This window comes from Clostridium sp. N3C (assembly GCF_900095445.1).
Taxonomy (GTDB): Bacteria; Bacillota; Clostridia; order Clostridiales; family Clostridiaceae; genus Clostridium_AU.
On the sequence record NZ_FMJL01000036.1, the window covers coordinates 1 to 20,704 of the forward strand.

Here is a 20,704-nt window from a genome sequence, read left to right on the forward strand (position 1 = left end):
ATTAAATCTAGTAACCTTTCCACCAGATTCAATTTTTTTTATTATATTTTCTAACTGTAACTTTAAATCAATGTTTTCTTCCAGTTCTTTAAACTGAGGATTATATTTAATAATATCCTCCATAGAAGTTAAACTCAAATTATACACATAGTTTATATGGTCCACTAATTTTAACCAAGCTTTCTTCCGTGCTTCCTCCTTAGCAGCTTCCATAGTTTCCAAAATCCAAGCTTTCTCAAAGTCAATATATGATATAGACTTTTTTATTCGAGCTATAATATTCTTCAATTCTTCAATTCCATTATTTGCATTTAGCTCAATAAAATTGCCTCGCCAATATTCTGTAAACTTATTTAAAGATTCTTCTGAGAATTTACTCTTTTCTAATATTATATTTTGAAATTCCATTGGACTCATAAGTTCTTCCAATTTAGGTCTATTATAATAATATTCTTTTTCATCCTCTGGAGAAATTAAGCCATTAGTTCTGTACAACTCTATTATTTCTTCTTCAGTCAAGGGAAGAGGCTCTCCCTTTTCTACAGGCATAGGTATCCAGGAATATCTATCTTCATTTTCTGATAAATACTTTGCTGCATCTATAGGTTTATATTCATTGCCATTAACTACTATAGGTCTATACTCATTTATTCTAGTATTCCTTAATTTTAACCGTAATTGGTCTAATCTAGTAATTTGATTTTTTCTAATGTTTTCTAAGCTTTCAATCTCATTTTGTAGTGCTATAGGATTTAGTCTAGATCTTATTTCATTTATCTCATCTAAGTTTTTTTCCATCTCTTGTCTACTTTCCGTTGAAGACAAAAGACTTAAACATAAAGATTGTAAACTAGGATGTACCTTACTTTTTAACACAGAAAGAGCCTTCTCACTAGAACTGGTTACGAGAATACTTTTCCCTTGAGCTAGATAGTGACCTATTAAGTTAGCTATAGTATGAGTTTTTCCTGTACCTGGTGGTCCTTGTACCAATACAGCTCCATTACTTTCTAAAAATTTAGCTACAGCTAATTGCTCCCTATTTGCTTCCTTAGTTAACAAAATATTCTCATCTATTCCCTTAGGGTTTAGTTCTGTAGTTAAATAAGCAGTATCCTTGTTAAAGGGATTTTCTTCTACAATCCCTACTACTTCTTTTAAAAAGCTAGGCACCTTATTATTAATATTTATATCTTCAATTATAGTATCTAGGGCTACGCCATAACCTAAGTTCCTTCTACGTAAAAATAAGACTGGCTTTCTATAAATTTGGGGATTATGCAAATCCCCTTGTAAAAATTCCTTTCTTTCAGCAAATCTCCCTTTTGAAGATAACGCATTTGCCATTCTATTTAAAAATAAATTTGTATTTTCGAATTCTAAAGGACTATAGTTATTTCCCTGGAAATCACTGTAAATTTCCTTCAGTAATTCATTATTAACATTTTCAATGTAATATAATATACTACGATAAATTTCTAGTCCTTTATCAGAATAAGTTAATTTAAATTCCGGTACATCAGCATCAAATTCTAGTTTAACATGGCAGAGTAATAATGGATGGTCTATATAAACATCTCCTTTATACAAAAGATTACCATCTCCTAAAATCAGCTCTAATTCCCCGCCTTCCTTCTTTATATTTGAATATAGGGCATAAAAAGAATTAAACAATTCATCAACAGCTCTAGCAGGTAATTCCTCTTCTATCCAAGCCTCTCTTTCCTTTTTCCACTTTAATAAATCCTCAACTCTATCTTTACTATCTTCAAATCTTTCAATTTTATATTCTCCTGCATCATTATTGCTGTCTTTTTGAAAAAGCCTAATTTCTTTTTTTACTTTAATTTCTGAATAAACACTATCCCAATCCTTTTCTAGCCAATCTTTTAAAGAAGCTGGCATAGCAGGGCAATCTTTTAATATCGGTCTACGCACTCTTAAAATTTCTTGACTTTCATCTATTTCTCTACTATATATGTTATTAACAATACACCGATGTTCAGGTATATTATCTAACCACTTTCGCCACACCTGATTATTAACATCAGTAATAATGGGATTCTTTATATTATTAAATTGCTTCAAAAAATGAAACAATCGTACTATTTTTTCTTTAGCCTTGGAATTTATCATTTGAGTCACCACCATTTCTGTACGTAAATTAAAGCAGAGATATACTAAAAAGTATCCTCAATTTTCCAAGCTTATCCGAACATAAGTTTCATTTATATTATATCAAAAAAGTCATTGAAAGTCACGTAAATTCTAGCTTTTCAATGATATTATTAATATGATATAATTGTTATATTTTTACTTTTTAAAATTACATATATTTATGTATATAAAAAAATTCAGACCACTTATCTTACCTAAAGAAAGGTCTGAATTAATCAAAATCTAATATAAAAATTAATAGAATCCACCGTCCATAATTTGATTTATCTCCTCTTGCTCCATTTTAATTCCTGTTAAAGTATGTTTAAGCTTTTTAACTTCCCCATCTGTCATAGAAGCAGAGTTGCTAGATAAGTATTTTACAATTCTTTCCTCTTCAACTTTTAGCTCTTTCATACGTCTGTCATAATCCCTCTGTTGAAACTCTAGCATATCCATATGCTTTCCTCCAATTTTGTAATCTTTTTTGCTTATTATTCTCTACTTCATACATATAACATATGTATATAACTTTTATTAACTACAAGACTGAGATTTCTTTATATTTTTACTAGATTGAATTTCTTTCTCATCCTTAGGATTAAATATTTTTTTAGCTTCTTCCAAAACCATCCTATATTTGCGACTTTTGCTGCCATAAAGTTTTGCTGAAAACATAGTTATTATGGATAAAGCATCTTCAATCAATTCTTCTTCATAACATTTTTCTTCATCCTCTGTTATTGTTACAATTTCTACATTATGATATTTACATATTTCCTTTATTAGCTCGTTACCAAAGCGCATTAACCTATCCTTATAATTCAAAACAATTCTCTCTAACTGGTTAGTTTCAATAAGTTTTATAAGTTCTAATAAGCCTTGTCTGTTATAATTAAGGCCTGATCCAATATCTTCGATTGTCCTATATTTCCAACCCTTTGAGGCACAATACAACTGTAATATTTGCTTTTGCTTTTCCAATTCTGCAGGATCCATAGCTTTGGAAATTCTTACATATATAACTGTAATTTTATCACAGTTTTTATTTCTATTAGCATAACTTAATACAGACTCTATTTCATACCTTCTATGCCCCCCAGGTGTTCTTTCTGAAACAACTTTTCCAGCCTTATCCCACTCCCTTAAAGTTGTCACTGTTACTCCCGCTGCTTTTGCTGCTTTTCCAATTGAAACTTTCATATTCCATCACCTACATTGAAATTATACTCATAGTATTTTCAAACTTAAACTTATTATGCATATTATTCTATATTTATGTAACTTCATAGTAAAACAAGGTCTTCTTTAAAGGTAGGATAAAATAAAAAACTGTCAGCCTAAGCTGACAGTCATATTGAGATTATTGTTGAACGTAAACAGAATAGGAACCTCCATTTACATAGAATTGACCCCATCCGTCAGAGTTTATAGTAACTTTATCGCTTCTATTTCCTGTAATATCATAGAATACTTTGCCGGCATGTTGTTTTCCAACATACATCCACTTAGATCCTCCTGGACCATCGGATACTATAGCTGCTAGACCAGACTTAGCATGTGAAGAATCACCTTCTCTAGTCCAACCAACAACATCCCAGTGATCAAAGTAATCATGTTGAGTACCATAAGCATATTTTGTTCTTGCTGTCATAAGCTTGTCTATTACAGTTTTCATAGAAGGAATATTTCTTGAGGATATTCCATAATAATCTCCATAGAATACGCATGGATAACCTGCTTCACGAGTTAAGATATAAGTATAAGCAATTGGCTTAAACCATGTTTGAACAAAGGATTGAAGAGATTGTCCAGGTTGTGTATCATGATTATCTACAAAGGTTACTGCCTTTGTTGGGTCAGCAGATACTAAAGTTGACTTTCCTAAGTTTCTCATATCATAATTACCACTACTATTTGATGCATTGTAGAAATTCATATGTAGTGGTACATCAAACAAGGACATAGTTCTTCCTGTCTTTGTTATATAGTTTTGAAGTTTTGATAGATCACTGCTCCAGTATTCACCTACTGTGAAGAGTTCCTTTCCTGAAACGCTTCTTTGATAAGTTAACCAATCTTTGTAGAAATCAAATTTTATATGTTTTACTGCGTCTAATCTGTAACCATCTAAATCTAAAGTATTGGTAAACCATTTACCCCAGTTCTTTAATTCTGCAACTACGTCAGGATGTTCCATATCAAGATCGGCACCCATTAAGTAATCGTAGTTACCATTTTCTGTATCAACTTCCCAGTCCCATGCTTTTCCATCACCGTTGAATCTATATATTCTGTTTAAAGATCTGCTTTGATCCCAGTCTACACCGTCAAAGTGATACCATTTCCATTTAAAGCTAGAATAGGTGTTTCCACGTCCTGGGAAAGTGAAAGAAGTCCAGGCACTTATATTATAAGAACCAGAAGTAGTTTGATTTCTATTACTTGGATTTACTTCTACAGCACTAACTGTTTCTGTGGCATCTGCCCCCATTTTATGATTAAGTACTATATCACCATATACTTGTATATTATTACTCTTTAGCGCCTTTACTGCTGATTGTAATTCAGATTTTGTACCATACTTTGTTCTTACTGTTCCTTTTTGGTTGAATTCACCTAAGTCATATAGGTCATATGTACCATAACCTACATCTGCTTGGCTACTTCCCTTATAGGCAGGTGGAATCCAAACTGCTGTGAATCCTGAATTTTTTAGAGAAGAAGCATTATTTTTAAGGTTGTTCCATAGTTGACCATTATTAGGTAAATCCCATTCAAAGTACTGAATCATTGTGCCGTTAACACTAGCTGCAGCTTCAGTTGTTACCTTTTCTCCTCCCTTGCTGAAAATTACAGAACCGGTTAAAACCGCTACAGATAGCAGTGCAGCTATCTTTTTCTTGTGTTTTAACATTCTAATCCCTCCTAAAAATAATATTTTAATAATTAATACCAATATATAAAACTACATACTGGTATTAATAGGATTTTTAGGTAGCCACCTAAACTAAATTATACACCTCTACTACATAAATCGGTAATATTTTCGTTACAAAATTTACCACATTGTTCGACCATAGTCTTTTCAGTTTTAATTGATAATTATTAAAATATAATTCTCATTTAAGTAAAATTAGTATTATATACTTGACAAATTAATTCATGTAAAATATTATATTTTATGCAATTATATGTTCTAAATAATAATGGACTAGTAAGAAAAGTAGTCTATAATTTTTGTTAACATACAATGGATATTTTATTGAAAGCAAATAAGAACTATATAGTTGAATGGACTTACGAGGGTGGTATCGCAGAATCTGTAACTCTTGTCCCTTTATAAGGAACAAGAGTTTTTATATATTTATTAAATATAAATAAACATAAATGACTATTAACTTTTTTTAAGATGTCAGAAAGGAGAAATACACATGCCTAAAATACCTTATAGAATTTACTTATCTGAAGAAGAAATTCCTAAGCAATGGTACAATTTAAGAGCTGATATGAAGGAGCAACCTGATCCCTATATTAATCCTGCTACTATGAAAGAGGCAGTATTAGAAGATTTTTTACCTATATTTTGTGATGAATTAGCAAAACAAGAAATGGATGTAAAAAATAAATATATTGATATTCCTGAAGAGGTTCTAAACTTTTATAAAATATATCGTCCTTCACCTCTTTGCCGTGCTTACAATTTAGAGAAAGCCTTAGATACACCAGCTAAAATTTATTATAAATTCGAAGGTAATAATACTTCAGGAAGTCATAAGTTAAATTCTGCGGTGGCACAGGTTTACTATGCTAAAAAGCAAGGTATTAGCTCTTTAACTACAGAAACAGGTGCTGGTCAATGGGGTACAGCACTTTCAGAAGCTTGTGCATATTTTGGAATACCCTTGACAGTATATATGGTTAAAGTTTCATCACAACAAAAACCCTATCGTAAAGCTATTATGGAAACCTTTGGAGCAAAAGTGATTCCTAGCCCTTCTACTAATACAGAAGTTGGTAAAGCTATTTTAGCCAAAAACCCTGATAATGGTGGCAGTCTTGGCTGTGCCATTTCTGAAGCTATTGAACATGCAGTGAAGGGAGAAAATTGCAGATATGTATTAGGGTCCGTATTAAACCAGGTATTACTTCACCAATCCATAATCGGACTTGAGGCAAAAAAATCTATGGAAAAAATAGATGAGTATCCTGATATTATTATTGGTTCTGCCGGTGGTGGATCTAATCTAGGCGGCCTCATAGCGCCTTTTATGCAGGATAAACTCCTTGGTAAATCAAACCCTCATTTCATAGCTGTGGAACCAGCTTCTTGTCCATCATTAACTCGTGGTAAATACGCTTATGATTTCTGTGATACAGGTAAAGTTACGCCATTAGCAAAAATGTACACATTAGGATGTGAGTTTGTTCCATCTCCAAATCACGCTGGAGGATTAAGGTATCATGGTATGAGTCCAATACTTTCAAAGCTTTACCATGATGGATATTTAGATGAAGCTATAGCCGTTGAACAAAGCAAAATATTCCAAGCTGCTACTTTGTTTGCTAAGTATGAAACTATATTACCTGCTCCAGAATCTGCTCATGCTATATACGGTGCAATTCAAGAGGCTCTAAAATGTAAAGAAACAGGAGAAGTTAAAACTATTCTTTTTGGCTTAACAGGTACAGGCTATTTCGACATGCAGGCATATATGAGTTACAATTCTGGAACTATAACTGATTATATCCCTACTGATGAAGATTTAAAGATTGGTTTTGATGCCTTACCTAAAATAGAATAATAGTTTACCAATGGCTGTCAATTCCTTTGACAGTCATTTTACTTATCACTATATAATTTAAGAACATATTAAAAAACATAACTGCATAGTTTATATAGAAGCAATATTGTAAAAGGTAATTCTATGACTAGTTTTCTTTCCAATATAGTTTATAGCTTTTTTATATCCTTTGGAGTAGTTGTTGGAGCTTGTATCTTTGCAGGCATAGGTGCAGTAATAAATAATGACCCTCCACTAAAAACCATGCATGATTTAGCTGCATCGGTAAAAATATGGGCAGTGGCTACGGCTTTAGGAGGTACCTTCTCTTCCCTTGAAATGCTTGAGGGAGGTCTATTCCGCGGAGAAGTAAAGCTAGCTATAAAACAGGTACTATACATACTAGCCGCTTTAATAGGAGCTAATTTAGGATTCAATTTAATTAAACTCTTGGACAAATGTGGTGAGATATGGACAAAATAAAAGGAAAGAACTACTTTATCTTATTTTATACCGGAATCATTGTTGGTGGACTATTTGGTATTATTTCCTATAACGCCTTAGTAAGTCATAGAATTGATGAATATCATCAAAAAATTAAGGCCTTAGAATTACTTATAGAGGATAAAGATTTACGTTTAGAGAAACTAGAAGATACTATTGATAAAAATAAGCTGATAGTGAAAAATATTAACATTACTTTAAATCACAAGGAAGACGATTTAACAAGAATAGGTTTAGAAAAAAATATAAGAGAAACTCTTAACAAATTTGTAGGTAAAGAAGTACATACCGTTGATGCAGAAATGCTCTGGGAAGTTGTAGATGGAAGGATTGTTAAAATTGCGGACAAGGAATATAAAATAAAACTTAATAAACTCTTAATTTCAGAAACTATTATGGTTTGGGGAGATGTATTAGAAGAAGATAATAACTAATTCAAAAATGAGCAATGGCTAAATAAATTTAGACCGCTGCTCATTTTTATTTTACCTTACACTATATGTGTAAAACAACATTATATTATAAAACTACTTTTCCTCGCTATTTATACCATCTAGAATAATGTTATTTACAGCATTAATAAAGGCTAAGGCACTGGCTTTTATAACGTCTGTATCAATAGCTCTGGCATTATAATTTTTGCCATTATAGTTTACCTGGAGTCTTACCTTTCCTAATGCCTCCATACCCTTAGAAACACTACTAACTTTATATTCATTTAAATTTATATCCATTTTTACTATATCTTTAATTGCTGCATATAGGGCATCTACCACACCATTTCCTACACTACTGCTCTTAAATACTTCATTACCTTTCTTCAACATTACACTAGCTGAAGGAAAAATGCTATTACTGATTACTTGTAAATCAACCAATTCATAAAACATATCTTTAGTTTCTAGGAAATCATTAAACTTTGGATCTTCTAGATTTACGCTATTTTCCACTATATAATATAGATCATAATCGTAGATTTCCTTTTTTAAGTCCGCTAATTCCAAGAACTTAGCATTAACTTTTTCAAATTCTTCATCAGTAAAGGATTGAAAACCAATTTTCTCAAGAGCATTCTTCAAGGCATGACGACCTGAACGAGCTGTTAATACAAGTTCCATTGAATCTACCCCTACATCTTCTGGGTGTATAACCTCATAAGCATCTCTTGCCTTTAGTATACCATCCTGATGTATACCAGAAGAATGTGAAAAAGCATTATCTCCAACTATGGCCTTATTAACCTGTACATCCAATCCCATATTAAAGCTAACTAGCTGTGATGTCTTCTTTAATTGTTGAGTTACAATATCTGTATAGGCATTGTAGTAATCGCCTCTCAATTTTAAAGCCATAACTACTTCTTCAAGAGCAGCATTACCAGCTCTTTCTCCAATACCATTTATTGTACATTCAATTTTATCAGCACCATTTTTTATAGCAGCTAAAGTATTGGCAGTAGCAAGTCCCAAATCGTTGTGACAATGAACACTTAAAAGTACATCATTATTTAAATTCTTTATTCTATAATTTAATTTTCTAATCAGTTCACCGAATTCTTCTGGAACAGCATATCCTACTGTATCTGGCACATTAATCATTGTGGCACCTGCTTTAATAACAGCCTCAATAGTTTCCCAAAGATATTCAAAATCAGATCTAGAAGCATCTTCTGTAGAATATTGTACTTGACTAGTTAGAGTTTTAGCATATTTTACAGCTTCTACTCCCTGTCTCAATATTTCCTCCCTAGATTTATTTAGCTTTTTTGTAACATGTACATCTGATGTCCCCAAAACAATGTGAATTAAAGGTTGGGCGGAATATTTTACACTGTTATAAACTGCATCTATATCTGACTTCACTGCTCTAGCTAATCCAGCAATCATAACGCTGTCCCCTACTTTTTTAGCAATGGTCTCCACTGCTTTAAAATCACCTTTAGAAGAGCAAGGAAAGCCTGCCTCTATAATATCTACCCCCAGATTTTTCAGCTGATAGGCCACTTCCAACTTTTCATTTAGATTAAGTTTTGCCCCTGGTACTTGTTCTCCATCTCTCAATGTTGTATCAAATACTAAAATCTTTCTCTTCATTTAAAATACCCCCTTTAAAACTTTATGCTTTTCCATTTTCTGGTTAATAAAAAACTCGCCTCTATTATCAAAATAGAGACGAGTATATAAACCCGCGGTACCACTCAATTTAATTCTATAACAGAATTCCCTCTTTCAATGGCTAACACCATCTATCTTTTTAACGGTAGAATACCGTCAAGCCCTACTACAATTCGGACAGCAGTTCATGGATGAGTTCAAAACTAGTGAATACACCGTTTCTCAGCAACCACGGCTCTCTGTAGTAATCAAATAGTTTCTACTATTTCCACTCATAACCTTTTTAACTCTTTTTTTACTATATTAACATAGGAGTATTACAATGTCAACTACTTTAAGCATATTTTACAATTTAAATAAAAAATAATTAATCCATATTCATTTATCTATTTATTTCAGTCAACATATTCCAACGAAACACTAGTATTTTTCTTTAGAATCGGTAATGATATTTTGGTAAATACACTATAAGGTTTTGAATTTTTAGTGTAAACTGGTATTATTCCTTTAGCTTCCTGGGCAAACTGCTTCTCAAGATCACACCATAATTCATGAGCTTCCTCTGGACTTACCGGACTTCTAGGATTAAATAGTCCAAAAGCTGTATACTTTCTACCTCCTAGAGTAGCTTCTGGAGTACCAGGTAAAATAAAGTCTTCAAAAATATCTTTCTCAATAACCTTAGTTTTTGTGTCAACCCACTGTAATTTCCTATTCCAGGGAATAGATTTCAAAGTATTTAAAATATGATCTCTTAAATTTTTCGCCCATTCCGGCGCAGTATTTTGCCAACTTTTTTCCTCTGGAACATAAACAATATCTGGTCTTCCTACCATAGGGTCGATAATAAAAATTATAGATTTACTATCTTGGATATAACGGACATGCTTCCATCCCATATAAGCAGAAATCTGTAAATCGTCAAATTGCTTATTATACCTTAACATTGTATCCTCCTTAATAAATATAACATCATTTAAAAATAAAAATAGTTGTGAATATTATTAAAACCTCCTAAATAACAATTAACCTTATTTATTACATATTATATTATATTTTTATATTATAAAATAACTTTTTTACACTATTGTATTTTATTCCTTTTTCGCATTCCTTGTATATATCCATCATCAAAGGAAATTATAATAATAAGGTTTATAATCATTTATAAATGGAGGTGCAAATGATGAATCATAAAAGTCATGTAGATATAGATAAACTAAATAAAATACCAAAGGGAAGATCCTTTGAATATAAAGATGTAGTTTGCAATGATTTTCCTGATGAAGAACATGCGGAGGACGGTAAAATTTTTAAAACAGAAGTTGAAAATAATGTTTTCAGTAATGTGATAGTTCAAAATGATAATGCAAATACTACAGTAAAATACAAAAAAGTATAATCTTTAATTTCCCATACTTTTACTGTATCTAAAACATTCAATTGAGATTCAGCCTTACTGAATCTCAATTTCTTTTTAATTTAAACCTTGCAAACCCACAACATATTTTCTTAAAGAAATGAAAGCTTCCTTTTGCAAATCCTATTATTAAAAGCATATATATCCCTTGTTTATATTACAATTTAAATAAGTTAGTGCTATAATAAAGTTACTTACATAATGGGTTATCCATGAAAGGAGTGTTACAAATGATGTTTAAATATTCTATGCCAACTGAGCTTTATTTCGGAAGAGGCTGTATTGAAAAAAATAAAAATGCTCTGTTAAAGCTTGGCAACAACGCCTTAATTATTACAGGAAAAAACTCTTCAAAAAAGAACGGCTCACTGCAAGCTATGATAAAGGCTTTAGATGACTTGAATATAAGATACCACCTTTTCGATGATGTAGAGGAAAATCCTTCTTTAGAGACCATAGAAAAGGCAGCAAGTTTAGGTAAAAATTTAGAGGTTGATTTTGTAATTGGAATAGGAGGCGGTTCTCCTTTAGATGCCTCAAAGGCTATTGCAGTATTTATAAAAAATCCTCATATTAACAAATCTAATATCTTTAGCAGCGATACACTAGAAAGCTTACCAGTAGTGGCAGTTCCTACTACATCTGGTACAGGTTCTGAGGTTACCCCTTACAGTATAGTTACAGTACATAGTGAAGAAACTAAAAAAAATCTTGGACAAAATATCTTCCCTACTATTGCCTATTTGGATAGTAGTTTCACATATGGTCTACCCTATGATATTACTGTCAATACTTCAATAGATGCTTTTACCCATCTAGTGGAAAGTTATTTAAATAGCAACGCATCTTTACTTTCAGACATGTTAGCAGAAAAGGGCTTCCAACTTTTTAAAGATTGCTTTACCAATTTAATAAATAAAGATTTATCAGAAGACTTTAGAGAAAAAGTTATGCTTGCTTCCACTATTGCAGGAATGTCCATTGCCCAAGCAGGTACATCACTGCCTCACGGCATGGGATATGCCCTTACATATTACAAAAAATTGCCTCATGGTCTAGCTAATGCTGTTTTAACAATAGAATACTTAAAGTCCTTTAAAGATCAAAGCAAAATTAACAAAATGTTAAGTATATTAGGGTTAAATAACTTACAGGACTTAAAAGATATCTTTGATAGCTTGTTTAATGTCAACCTAAAACTTACAGAAGAAGAAGTAAAATTATATGCTAGTAAATTTGCAGAAAATAAAGCAAAGCTCAAAAACCATCCAGAGGAAGTAGATATTCTGGTTATTGAAGAAATATATAGAAAAAGTCTTCAAGTATAAAGGAGTTTTATCTTATATTATTTAATAATTGATGAATAACCCAAGGCACTATAACTTTTGACTATAGTGCCTTTAACATTGTATTCTCTCTAAACTAAAAAAGCCAGTGGCTTGTCCACTGGCCCAAATCTAACTTACTTCTTTTTCTTGCAACAAGAATCAACTTTACATTCGCAATCCCAATCATCGTCCCAGTATTCATATTTAGGCTCTTCAAAATAAGGCTCTACATGAATTACTGATTCTACACTCACACATCTGCTATTGAGCTTTTTCATAGAGCATTTATCAACATAAACGTCTAAATCGCATAGTTCCATATAGCATCCGCAGAATTCAAGAGTTTTTTCAAAGGGTACTACGAAAATATCCTCGAAAATCTTATTGCAAGCACATTTATCATTGGAACAGTATCTTATTTTTATATATTTACAACCTTTAACGACAAGTTTGAAACCATCGCAGTGTTTAATAACCTTTTTGTCCTTTACTTCTACCTTAACACTGCCCTCAAGCAATGCAGTTATACAAGGTTTAGGATGACCTATGCAAACTCTATCAACTTCTTTAAACTTTGCAAAGAATTCCTTTTCCTTTTCATCAAAGCAGTTATCGTATTCACAACTGTTCATATTGTACCTCCTCAATACTAGTTTATACTATATAATATTCATAAAACTACAGAATGTTACATTATGTGATATATAGCAATAATTTATTTAAAAAACCAACTTATTTTGTCAAAATAATATAGGTATTTTGATTAAATTAAATTAGATTCTATTGTATATCATCTTAAAAATTATCTGTATAAAAACTTGAACAGATGGAAACCTCTAAATATATCTATTAATTTTTAGAGGTGATTTTATTATGAAAAACACATTTTTATCACTTATACTTATTTGCATTGGAATCACTTTTAACAATTATACAGTAAAAGCTAATACATCTAATGAGTTACTTAAAGAGATTCAAGTAAATACAATAGAATATAATCAAAATCAAATATTTATTATTCGTTCAATCACCACTCTAAAACGGGGAGAAGTTGGTTTAATAACAATCAAAGGTAAGCCTGGTGAAAGATATACTATAGAAAGCTCCTTTAGTGTAAAAGGTAAAATTATACCTGTAAAGCAATGGCGTATAGCAGATTCTAATGGAATGGCTAGCTTCAGTTGGGTAGTTGGAAGGGATACAGATATAGGCACTTATAATGCAACTATTCACGGTGGCGGAGCTACATTAAACATCACTCACAATGTAACATCTTAGATAATGAATAAAAATACAATGTTTTATAAAATACAAAAAGCTATTTGCATTTGAAATTGCAAATAGCTTTTATAATCAATTCTAGAAGATGTTATTTGTTTGATAAATACTCATCTATAGCTTTAGCTGCCTTTTTACCAGCGCCCATGGCTAATATTACTGTTGCAGCTCCTGTAACTGCATCACCACCAGCAAATACGCCTATCTTAGATGTACGTCCTTCTTCATCAGCTACGATACATCCTCTCTTATTAATTTCTAATCCTTCAGTAGTTGAAGCAATCAAAGGATTTGGTGAAGTTCCTAGTGACATTATCACAGTGTCTACATCTAATATAAATTCAGAACCTGGTACCTCTACTGGTCTTCTTCTACCAGATGCATCTGGTTCACCTAACTCCATCCTTATACATTTCATGCCTTTTACCCAACCATTTTCATCTTGTAAAATTTCTACAGGGTTAGTTAGAAGGTCAAATATTATTCCTTCTTCCTTAGCATGATGTACTTCCTCTACTCTTGCAGGCAACTCTGATTCTGATCTTCTATATACTATATGAACCTCTGCACCAAATCTTCTAGCAGTTCTAGCAGCATCCATAGCAACATTTCCTCCGCCTACTACTGCTACCTTCTTGCCTGCCTTAATTGGAGTATCATATCCTTCTTTGAAGGCTTTCATCAAATTATTTCTAGTTAAAAATTCATTAGCTGAGAATACACCGTTAGCATTTTCTCCTGGTATGCCCATGAATTTTGGTAGACCTGCTCCAGAACCAATAAATACTGCTTGGAATCCTTCTTCTTCTAATAAGGAATCAATAGTAACAGTTCTTCCTACAATAACATTAGTTTCTATCTTAACACCTAATTTTTTAACATTTTCAATTTCATGCTTAACTACAGTATCCTTTGGAAGTCTAAATTCTGGAATTCCATATACTAAAACTCCACCGGGTTCATGTAATGCTTCAAAAATAGTAACATCATAACCAAGTTTCGCTAAATCTCCTGCACAGGTTAATCCTGCAGGACCACTACCTATTATAGCCACCTTCTTACCATTAGGAGGTAAAGTTTCACTTATATCTATATTGTTTTCTCTTGTCCAATCAGCAACAAATCTCTCTAATTTTCCTATAGCTACTGCTTCACCTTTAATGCCTAAAACACACTTTCCTTCGCATTGATTTTCTTGAGGACATACTCTACCACATACAGCTGGTAAAGCAGAAGATTGTGCTATAACCCTAGCTGCCTTTTCAAACTCTCTCTCTTTAATGTATTGAATAAATGTTGGAATATTTATCGATACAGGACACTGAGTAACACATCCAGGTTTTTTACAATTCAAACATCTAGAAGCTTCTTGTACAGCTTCCTCCTCAGTGTAACCTAGACATACTTCATCAAAATTTGTAGCTCTAACAATTGGATCTTGTTCTGCTATTGGCACCCTCTTAAATCTATCCATTCTTTATTCCTCCTCGTGACATTGTCCGCATCCACCATGATGGGTATCTCCCTCAATACGCTTCAATTCTTTTCTTCCTTCTTCAGTCTTATACATATTCTGTCTTCTCATTGCTTCATCATAATTTACTAAATGACCATCAAATTCTGGTCCATCTACACAAGCAAATTTAACTTGTCCACCAACAGTAACTCTACAAGCTCCACACATTCCAGTACCATCAACCATTATTGGGTTTAAGCTTACTGTAGTTGGTATACCCAACTCTTTAGTTAGCATGGAAGTAAATTTCATCATTATCATTGGTCCAATAATAACAGCATGATCATACTTTTTACCTTGATTATTTACCAAATCCTTTAATAAATCTGAGCCTGTGCCTTTAAAACCATATGTACCATCATCTGTAGCTACATATAAATTACCTGCTACCTTTTTTAATTCTTCTTCAAAAATCATTAGGCTCTTTGATCTGCTTCCTAATATAACATCAGCCTCTACTCCCTGTTCATGTAACCACTTTACTTGTGGATAAACTGGTGCTGCGCCAACTCCACCAGCAATAAATACAATTTTCTTTTTCTTTAAATCTTCTATTTTTTCCTTTATGAGCTCACTAGGTTGACCTAGAGGTCCAACGAAATCCGCTACTTCGTAGCCAACTTCAAAGCTAGCTAATTCCTTTGTGGACTTACCAATTGCCTGAAAAACAATTGTAACAGTTCCCTTTTCTTCATCGTAATCTGCTATAGTAAGAGGAACTCTCTCTCCCTTTTCATCATTTTTTACAATAACAAATTGTCCAGGCTTTGCAGACTTTGCCACTCTAGGAGCTTCTATATCCATTAAGAATATATTATTAGTAAGCTCCTTTTTGCTAACTATTTTGTACACTTAAACTCCTCCAATCAATGATAAATTTTAAAATTATGTATGATAAGACTAAGATAAATTATTTATTAATTTATTATTACAATGCTTTAGCTAATAGTTAACCCAAAGGAATTCTATGCAATTAAGTCTAAATCCTGAATAATAATTTATTAATTAAATTAATAAATAAAACAGCTTGTACTATAAATTTACTTATATTTATTCATATCTAAAATATAACACTGAATTCATATATCCTTAGGCCTCTTAAATTTTATATGTTACGTTTTTTATGCTAAATATTAAGCAATAGATCAACAAACTTGACTAAATAGTTGAAAAAAATTAAATAATATCTCTTAATTTAACTTGCAATATTATATATATTATATCACATTCTACATAATAAATATATTGCATTGTTATTATTTTGTCAAATAATAATGTATAAATATACTAAAAATAAAGTCCATGGTTTTCAACCACGGACTTTATTCTTAAAATTTAAATTTACTTATTTCATTGTTTAGTTGATTTGCAAGATTTGATAATTGCTTAGTCATTTCATTAAGACTCTCAGTAGATGATAATTGCTGTTGAGTTGCTGCAGATACTTCTTCAGTAGATGCTGCAGCTTCTTCAGAAACCACAGATATTGTTCTAATACTATTGATAACCTGTTCCTTATAATCGTTAATATTATCTATAGCTTGTGAAATAGTTGTAATATTTTGAGTAAGTATCTCTGTGGATAAATCTATTTCGTTAAACATATCTGTAGATTGTTCTACTGCTTTAAATTGTCTTTCTGTTGAATGTCCAGAATCGATAATTAAATCGGTGGTACGCTTCAATTGATCAGATATTTTTTCAATAATTTTATTTATTTCATTAGTGGCTTTACTAGAGCGTTCTGCTAGTTTTCTGATTTCATCTGCAACTACTGCAAATCCTTTTCCCTCTTCCCCAGCTCTAGCAGCTTCTATTGATGCATTTAAGGATAAAAGTTTTGTCTGGTCGGATATTTCATTTAACATTCTAGTAATACTGTAAATAGCTTCAGCAGACTGATTTAGAGTTTTAATTTCTGAAACTACATTAGAGGCCATTTCCTTGTTAGCTACAGAAGTTTCTGTTAAGGTGTCTGCTACCTTTTTACCCTCTTTAGTCAAGTTACTTACTTGGTTTGATATACTAGTAATTGATTTTGTTGCTGAAACCACATTATTAATCTTTTCTGTTAACTCAAGGGCTAATTTTAAGCTCTTTTCTGCTTCTACAGATTGATCTGACATTCCAACAGATATTTGTGCTATTGTCTCTGAAATTTCATTTGCAGAAAGTGTATTTTCATTTGAAATTTCTGCTACCTTATTAGAAAATTCACTAACTTGGTTAGAAATATTCTTATTATTAGAAATAAGCCTCTTTAACTGAATGAGCATAGAGTTGAATTTACTAATTAGTAATCCTATTTCATCACTACGTTTACTATTAACTTCTAAATTTAAATTTCCTTGCTCTACTTCAGACATAGATTTACTCAATTTTGATAAGTCCTTAGTGAAACTAAATGTATATAATACTGTTACGATAACACCTATAATCACAAATATAACTGCAACAATAATTATTGTTAGATTAATAGATGTTACAGAAGCTAAAAGCTCATTTTTAGGAGCAGCAATTATATATGTCCAATCGTTGTCATCAGATTTAATATAAGATACTAACATCTTTGTCTTTCCATTTTTTGTTTCAAAGGTGCTTCTTTCATTATTTTCAGATTGCTTAAGTACTTCATCCAAATAAGCAGGTTTATCCACATTCTCAAAGCCTACTGAAGAAACCACTTTTCCACCAGGAGTAATAGCATAAGCAGCGGCATTTTTAGATATGTTAGTAGTTAATGCTTTTTCAAAAATATCTTCATTTAGAGCTATGATATACAGATGATTACCAGAAAGTCCTTTCCTTACATAAGCAAGTGACGAACTTGTACCTTCCTCTTGCTCTAATACATCACCATGATAATCGTCTACCCATGGATTTATACTTTTTTGCTTAATTTTCTCCACCCAATCTTTAAAGCTACTAATACTTTTTGGATCTTTAATACCTGAATCTGACAGGATTATATCATCAGTAACAATAGTTATATGTTTAATTCCTTTATTAAGATTCTTGATAGTACTTAAATGACCACATAATTCTTTATTAAAGATGGAATCCTCTATGGAAGAAAGATTATAACTTTTAGGAACCATTGATTTATCCACAGCTATTTGATTGCCCTGAACAGTTATCTGATTAAATAATAATGAAAAATAATCATTTAATTCTCTTACTGAATCGGTCATACTATTTCTAGCATTATTTGTAAGAGTTCTTGAAGTAATAAAAGAGGTGGCTACTGCTATAATAACGGTAAATGATAATAGTAAAATAATTATTGCGAAAGTAAGTTGTCCCCTAATAGATTTCGGTTTTATAGTAAATTCCAATCTATTTTTAATAGCTTGTTTAGTTTTTTTAAAACCTTTTTTCTCCTTTTTTTTCATCTAATCCCCTCCAAAATTATATATATTCTATATAACGTTTGCAAACCATATCTAAGAAGATTGGATAAAGATTAAGAATTTCCCGTTGCTTTGCAAATTACATACTATGTAAAGCAAATTCTACATAAGATTAAAGCAACTAAGACCTCCCCATAATTAATAAAATAAGCATTTTTCTTATATTTTACTATAACCGTCATAAACAATCAATAGATGTCGATTAATTGCATAAATGAATAATTATACTCATATTATACAAATTGTAGATTAAAATGTCAGATAATACCTTACATCATATATACATTTTATACAGATTTAAATTATATAATTTCATGTATTAAAATATATTTTTCCCCTCACATTATTTATATTACCATATAATGAAAACAATTCCAATTACTTTTAGTAAAAAAGGACGGTTAGCTCTACCTAACCGTCCTTTAAAATTTTTATTTCGTTTAATAAAGTCCTACAATAGAAATCTCTCCTAAAATTCAGCGTCATCTACTGATTCTAGCCATTTGTCAATATCTCCTATAACAGAACTAATACAACCATCTTTAAAAGGTGAAATTAAATTTGCATAGTCTACTAATTCTAAAAAGGACTTTGTTCCTCCAATCTTACAAAGTTTTACATAATCTTCCCATGCTTTCTCTCTGTTTTCCTGTGCTTTCTTCCAAAATTGCAATGCACAAATCTGAGCCAAAGTATAGTCTATATAATAAAATGGAGTTTTAAATATGTGGGATTGCTGGAACCACCAGCCACCTCTTTCTAGAAAGTCACAACCTTCATAGTTCTTGTGAGGAAGATATTTCTTTTCAATTTCTCTCCAAGCCTTTTTTCTTTCTTCTGGAGTTGCCTCAGGATTTTCATAGACAAAATGCTGGAATTCATCCACTGTCACACCATAAGGAATAAATTTAACCGCATTACCTAAATGAATAAACTTATACTTATCTGCATCTTCTTGAAAGAACAAATCCATCCAAGGCCAAGTAAAGAACTCCATGCTCATAGAATGTATTTCACAACTTTCATTAGTCGGAAAATTACACTCAGGTAACTCAATCCATCTAGAAGAGTATACTTGAAAAGCATGACCAGCTTCATGAGTTAATACTTTTATATCATCGGAGGTGCCATTAAAGTTAGAAAATATAAAGGGAGCCTTATAATCTGGTATATAAGTACAGTATCCACCACCGGCTTTACCTGGTTTTGCAATGAGGTCAAGTAAATTTTCTTCCACCATAAAATCAAAAAACTCTTTAGTTTCAGCTGATAATTCAGAATACATAGTTTTTCCCTTATCAAGTATCCATTCTGCACTACCTTTAGGTTTAGCATTGCCACTTAAAAATTCGAACTTTTCATCGTAATAAGTTAAGGTGTCTAATCCAAGTCTTTTTCTTTGTCTTTCATAGAGCTTTGAAGCTACTGGAACTATATATTTTTCAACCTGTTTTCTAAAATTGGCTACCATTTCTGGATTATAGTCACTTCTTTTCATTCTTATATAGCCTAATTCTACGAAATTCTTATAACCTAGTTTCTTAGCTATTTTTGTTCTAACTTTTACAAGTTCATCATAAATTCTATCTATTTCAGCTTCCCTTTCAACAAAAAAATCATATTTAGCTTTAGAAGCTTTCTCTCTAGCTTCTCTATCCTTACTTAGTGTAAAGGGAGCTAAAGTTGCTAAAGTCCTTTCCTCTCCTTGAAACATAATTTTAGCGGAAGCTATAAGTTTAACATACTCAGATACTAACTTATTTTCTTTTTGAAGATCTTCAATTACCTCTGGAGAAAATGATTTGATAGTTAATTCTGCCAAGTTGAAAAACTGTTTTCCTAGTTTTTCTTCAAGTTCTGCTCTGAACCTTGATTGAACCAGTGCTTTATAAAATTGTGAATTTAATTCTTCATAGAGTGGCAAATATTCATTCCAGTAATTCTTTTCTTCATCATAATACTTATCTTTAGTATCGATGGTATGCCTTATGTAAGCCAGATTATACATAGTTTCGTTTCTATTTCTGATCTCATTGATTTTCTTTATAATATCATATTGCTTTTCTGCATTATCTGCCTTACAAAGTTCATTAATCAATAATGATAATTGCTGCTTAATTTCTTCATAGTTTGGTCTTTCGTATTTGTAGTCTTTGAATGCCATTTATATTCCTCCTAAATTTAATATTTTCT

17 protein-coding genes and 1 other annotated feature are annotated in these 20,704 nt (G+C 31.6%); of the genes, 6 read left to right on the forward strand and 11 right to left on the reverse strand.

Translation table 11 applies throughout. The features are described 5' to 3' along the window. From N3C_RS10170 to amyS, 4 genes are all read right to left on the reverse strand, one after another. A partial coding sequence (locus tag N3C_RS10170; protein WP_178377804.1) for an AAA domain-containing protein occupies window positions 1–2,136 on the reverse strand: 2,136 nt, incomplete at its 3' end. Window positions 2,137–2,412: 276 nt separating this feature from the next. Next, window positions 2,413–2,616 (reverse strand): hypothetical protein, encoded by a 204-nt coding sequence (locus N3C_RS10175; RefSeq protein ID WP_074365927.1) that lies wholly within the window; start codon window positions 2,614–2,616, stop codon window positions 2,413–2,415. A 78-nt stretch (window positions 2,617–2,694) separates the two neighbouring features. Further along, on the reverse strand, window positions 2,695–3,360 hold the full coding sequence (locus tag N3C_RS10180) for an IS607 family transposase (RefSeq protein ID WP_074365928.1): 666 nt from the start codon (window positions 3,358–3,360) through the stop codon (window positions 2,695–2,697). Between the two features lie 160 nt (window positions 3,361–3,520). Continuing rightward, window positions 3,521–5,074, reverse strand: coding sequence for an alpha-amylase (amyS, locus tag N3C_RS10185; RefSeq protein ID WP_074365929.1), 1,554 nt, complete (start codon window positions 5,072–5,074; stop codon window positions 3,521–3,523). 517 nt (window positions 5,075–5,591) lie between these two features. Here amyS and N3C_RS10190 point away from each other — a divergent pair. The 3 genes from N3C_RS10190 (at window position 5,592) to N3C_RS10200 (ending at window position 7,879) form a co-directional block, all read left to right on the forward strand. Further along, window positions 5,592–6,962 (forward strand): TrpB-like pyridoxal phosphate-dependent enzyme, encoded by a 1,371-nt coding sequence (locus tag N3C_RS10190; protein ID WP_074365930.1) that lies wholly within the window; start codon window positions 5,592–5,594, stop codon window positions 6,960–6,962. 123 nt (window positions 6,963–7,085) lie between these two features. Next, the gene (locus N3C_RS10195) at window positions 7,086–7,424 is read left to right on the forward strand and encodes a YtrH family sporulation protein (protein ID WP_074365931.1); all 339 of its coding nucleotides are present in this window, start codon (window positions 7,086–7,088) and stop codon (window positions 7,422–7,424) included. Further along, complete coding sequence (locus tag N3C_RS10200; protein ID WP_074365932.1) at window positions 7,412–7,879, forward strand: sporulation membrane protein YtrI; 468 nt, start codon at window positions 7,412–7,414, stop codon at window positions 7,877–7,879. Before N3C_RS10195 ends, N3C_RS10200 begins: the two co-directional genes overlap by 13 nt. Before the next feature lie 93 nt (window positions 7,880–7,972). Here the strand turns inward: N3C_RS10200 and N3C_RS10205 are convergent, their stop codons facing one another. Next, complete coding sequence (locus N3C_RS10205; RefSeq protein WP_074365933.1) at window positions 7,973–9,538, reverse strand: 2-isopropylmalate synthase; 1,566 nt, start codon at window positions 9,536–9,538, stop codon at window positions 7,973–7,975. A 71-nt stretch (window positions 9,539–9,609) separates the two neighbouring features. Beyond that, window positions 9,610–9,844 (reverse strand) — a binding site (T-box leader). 110 nt (window positions 9,845–9,954) lie between these two features. Next, window positions 9,955–10,506: a hypothetical protein gene (locus N3C_RS10210; RefSeq protein WP_074365934.1), complete on the reverse strand. Its 552-nt coding sequence runs from the start codon at window positions 10,504–10,506 to the stop codon at window positions 9,955–9,957. 239 nt (window positions 10,507–10,745) lie between these two features. On the opposite strand from N3C_RS10210, the gene N3C_RS10215 reads away from it, so the two are divergent. Both N3C_RS10215 and N3C_RS10220 read left to right on the forward strand, forming a co-directional pair. Further along, window positions 10,746–10,961 carry a hypothetical protein gene (locus N3C_RS10215; RefSeq protein WP_074365935.1) on the forward strand — a complete coding sequence of 72 codons (216 nt, stop codon included), beginning with the start codon at window positions 10,746–10,748 and terminating at the stop codon, window positions 10,959–10,961. Window positions 10,962–11,209: 248 nt separating this feature from the next. Further along, complete coding sequence (locus tag N3C_RS10220; protein WP_074365936.1) at window positions 11,210–12,307, forward strand: iron-containing alcohol dehydrogenase family protein; 1,098 nt, start codon at window positions 11,210–11,212, stop codon at window positions 12,305–12,307. Window positions 12,308–12,441: 134 nt separating this feature from the next. Here the strand turns inward: N3C_RS10220 and N3C_RS10225 are convergent, their stop codons facing one another. After that, window positions 12,442–12,939: a hypothetical protein gene (locus tag N3C_RS10225; protein ID WP_074365937.1), complete on the reverse strand. Its 498-nt coding sequence runs from the start codon at window positions 12,937–12,939 to the stop codon at window positions 12,442–12,444. A gap of 241 nt (window positions 12,940–13,180) precedes the next feature. Between N3C_RS10225 and N3C_RS10230 the strand changes: the two genes are divergently transcribed. Further along, window positions 13,181–13,585 (forward strand): hypothetical protein, encoded by a 405-nt coding sequence (locus N3C_RS10230; protein ID WP_074365938.1) that lies wholly within the window; start codon window positions 13,181–13,183, stop codon window positions 13,583–13,585. 91 nt (window positions 13,586–13,676) lie between these two features. Here the strand turns inward: N3C_RS10230 and gltA are convergent, their stop codons facing one another. From gltA to N3C_RS10250, 4 genes are all read right to left on the reverse strand, one after another. Then, on the reverse strand, window positions 13,677–15,059 hold the full coding sequence (gltA, locus tag N3C_RS10235) for an NADPH-dependent glutamate synthase (protein ID WP_074365939.1): 1,383 nt from the start codon (window positions 15,057–15,059) through the stop codon (window positions 13,677–13,679). 3 nt (window positions 15,060–15,062) lie between these two features. Further along, complete coding sequence (locus N3C_RS10240) at window positions 15,063–15,953, reverse strand: sulfide/dihydroorotate dehydrogenase-like FAD/NAD-binding protein (RefSeq protein ID WP_074365940.1); 891 nt, start codon at window positions 15,951–15,953, stop codon at window positions 15,063–15,065. Window positions 15,954–16,429: 476 nt separating this feature from the next. Next, window positions 16,430–18,493: a methyl-accepting chemotaxis protein gene (locus tag N3C_RS10245; protein ID WP_074365941.1), complete on the reverse strand. Its 2,064-nt coding sequence runs from the start codon at window positions 18,491–18,493 to the stop codon at window positions 16,430–16,432. 487 nt (window positions 18,494–18,980) lie between these two features. Further along, the gene (locus tag N3C_RS10250) at window positions 18,981–20,675 is read right to left on the reverse strand and encodes a M3 family oligoendopeptidase (RefSeq protein WP_074365942.1); all 1,695 of its coding nucleotides are present in this window, start codon (window positions 20,673–20,675) and stop codon (window positions 18,981–18,983) included. Window positions 20,676–20,704: the final 29 nt, after the last annotated feature.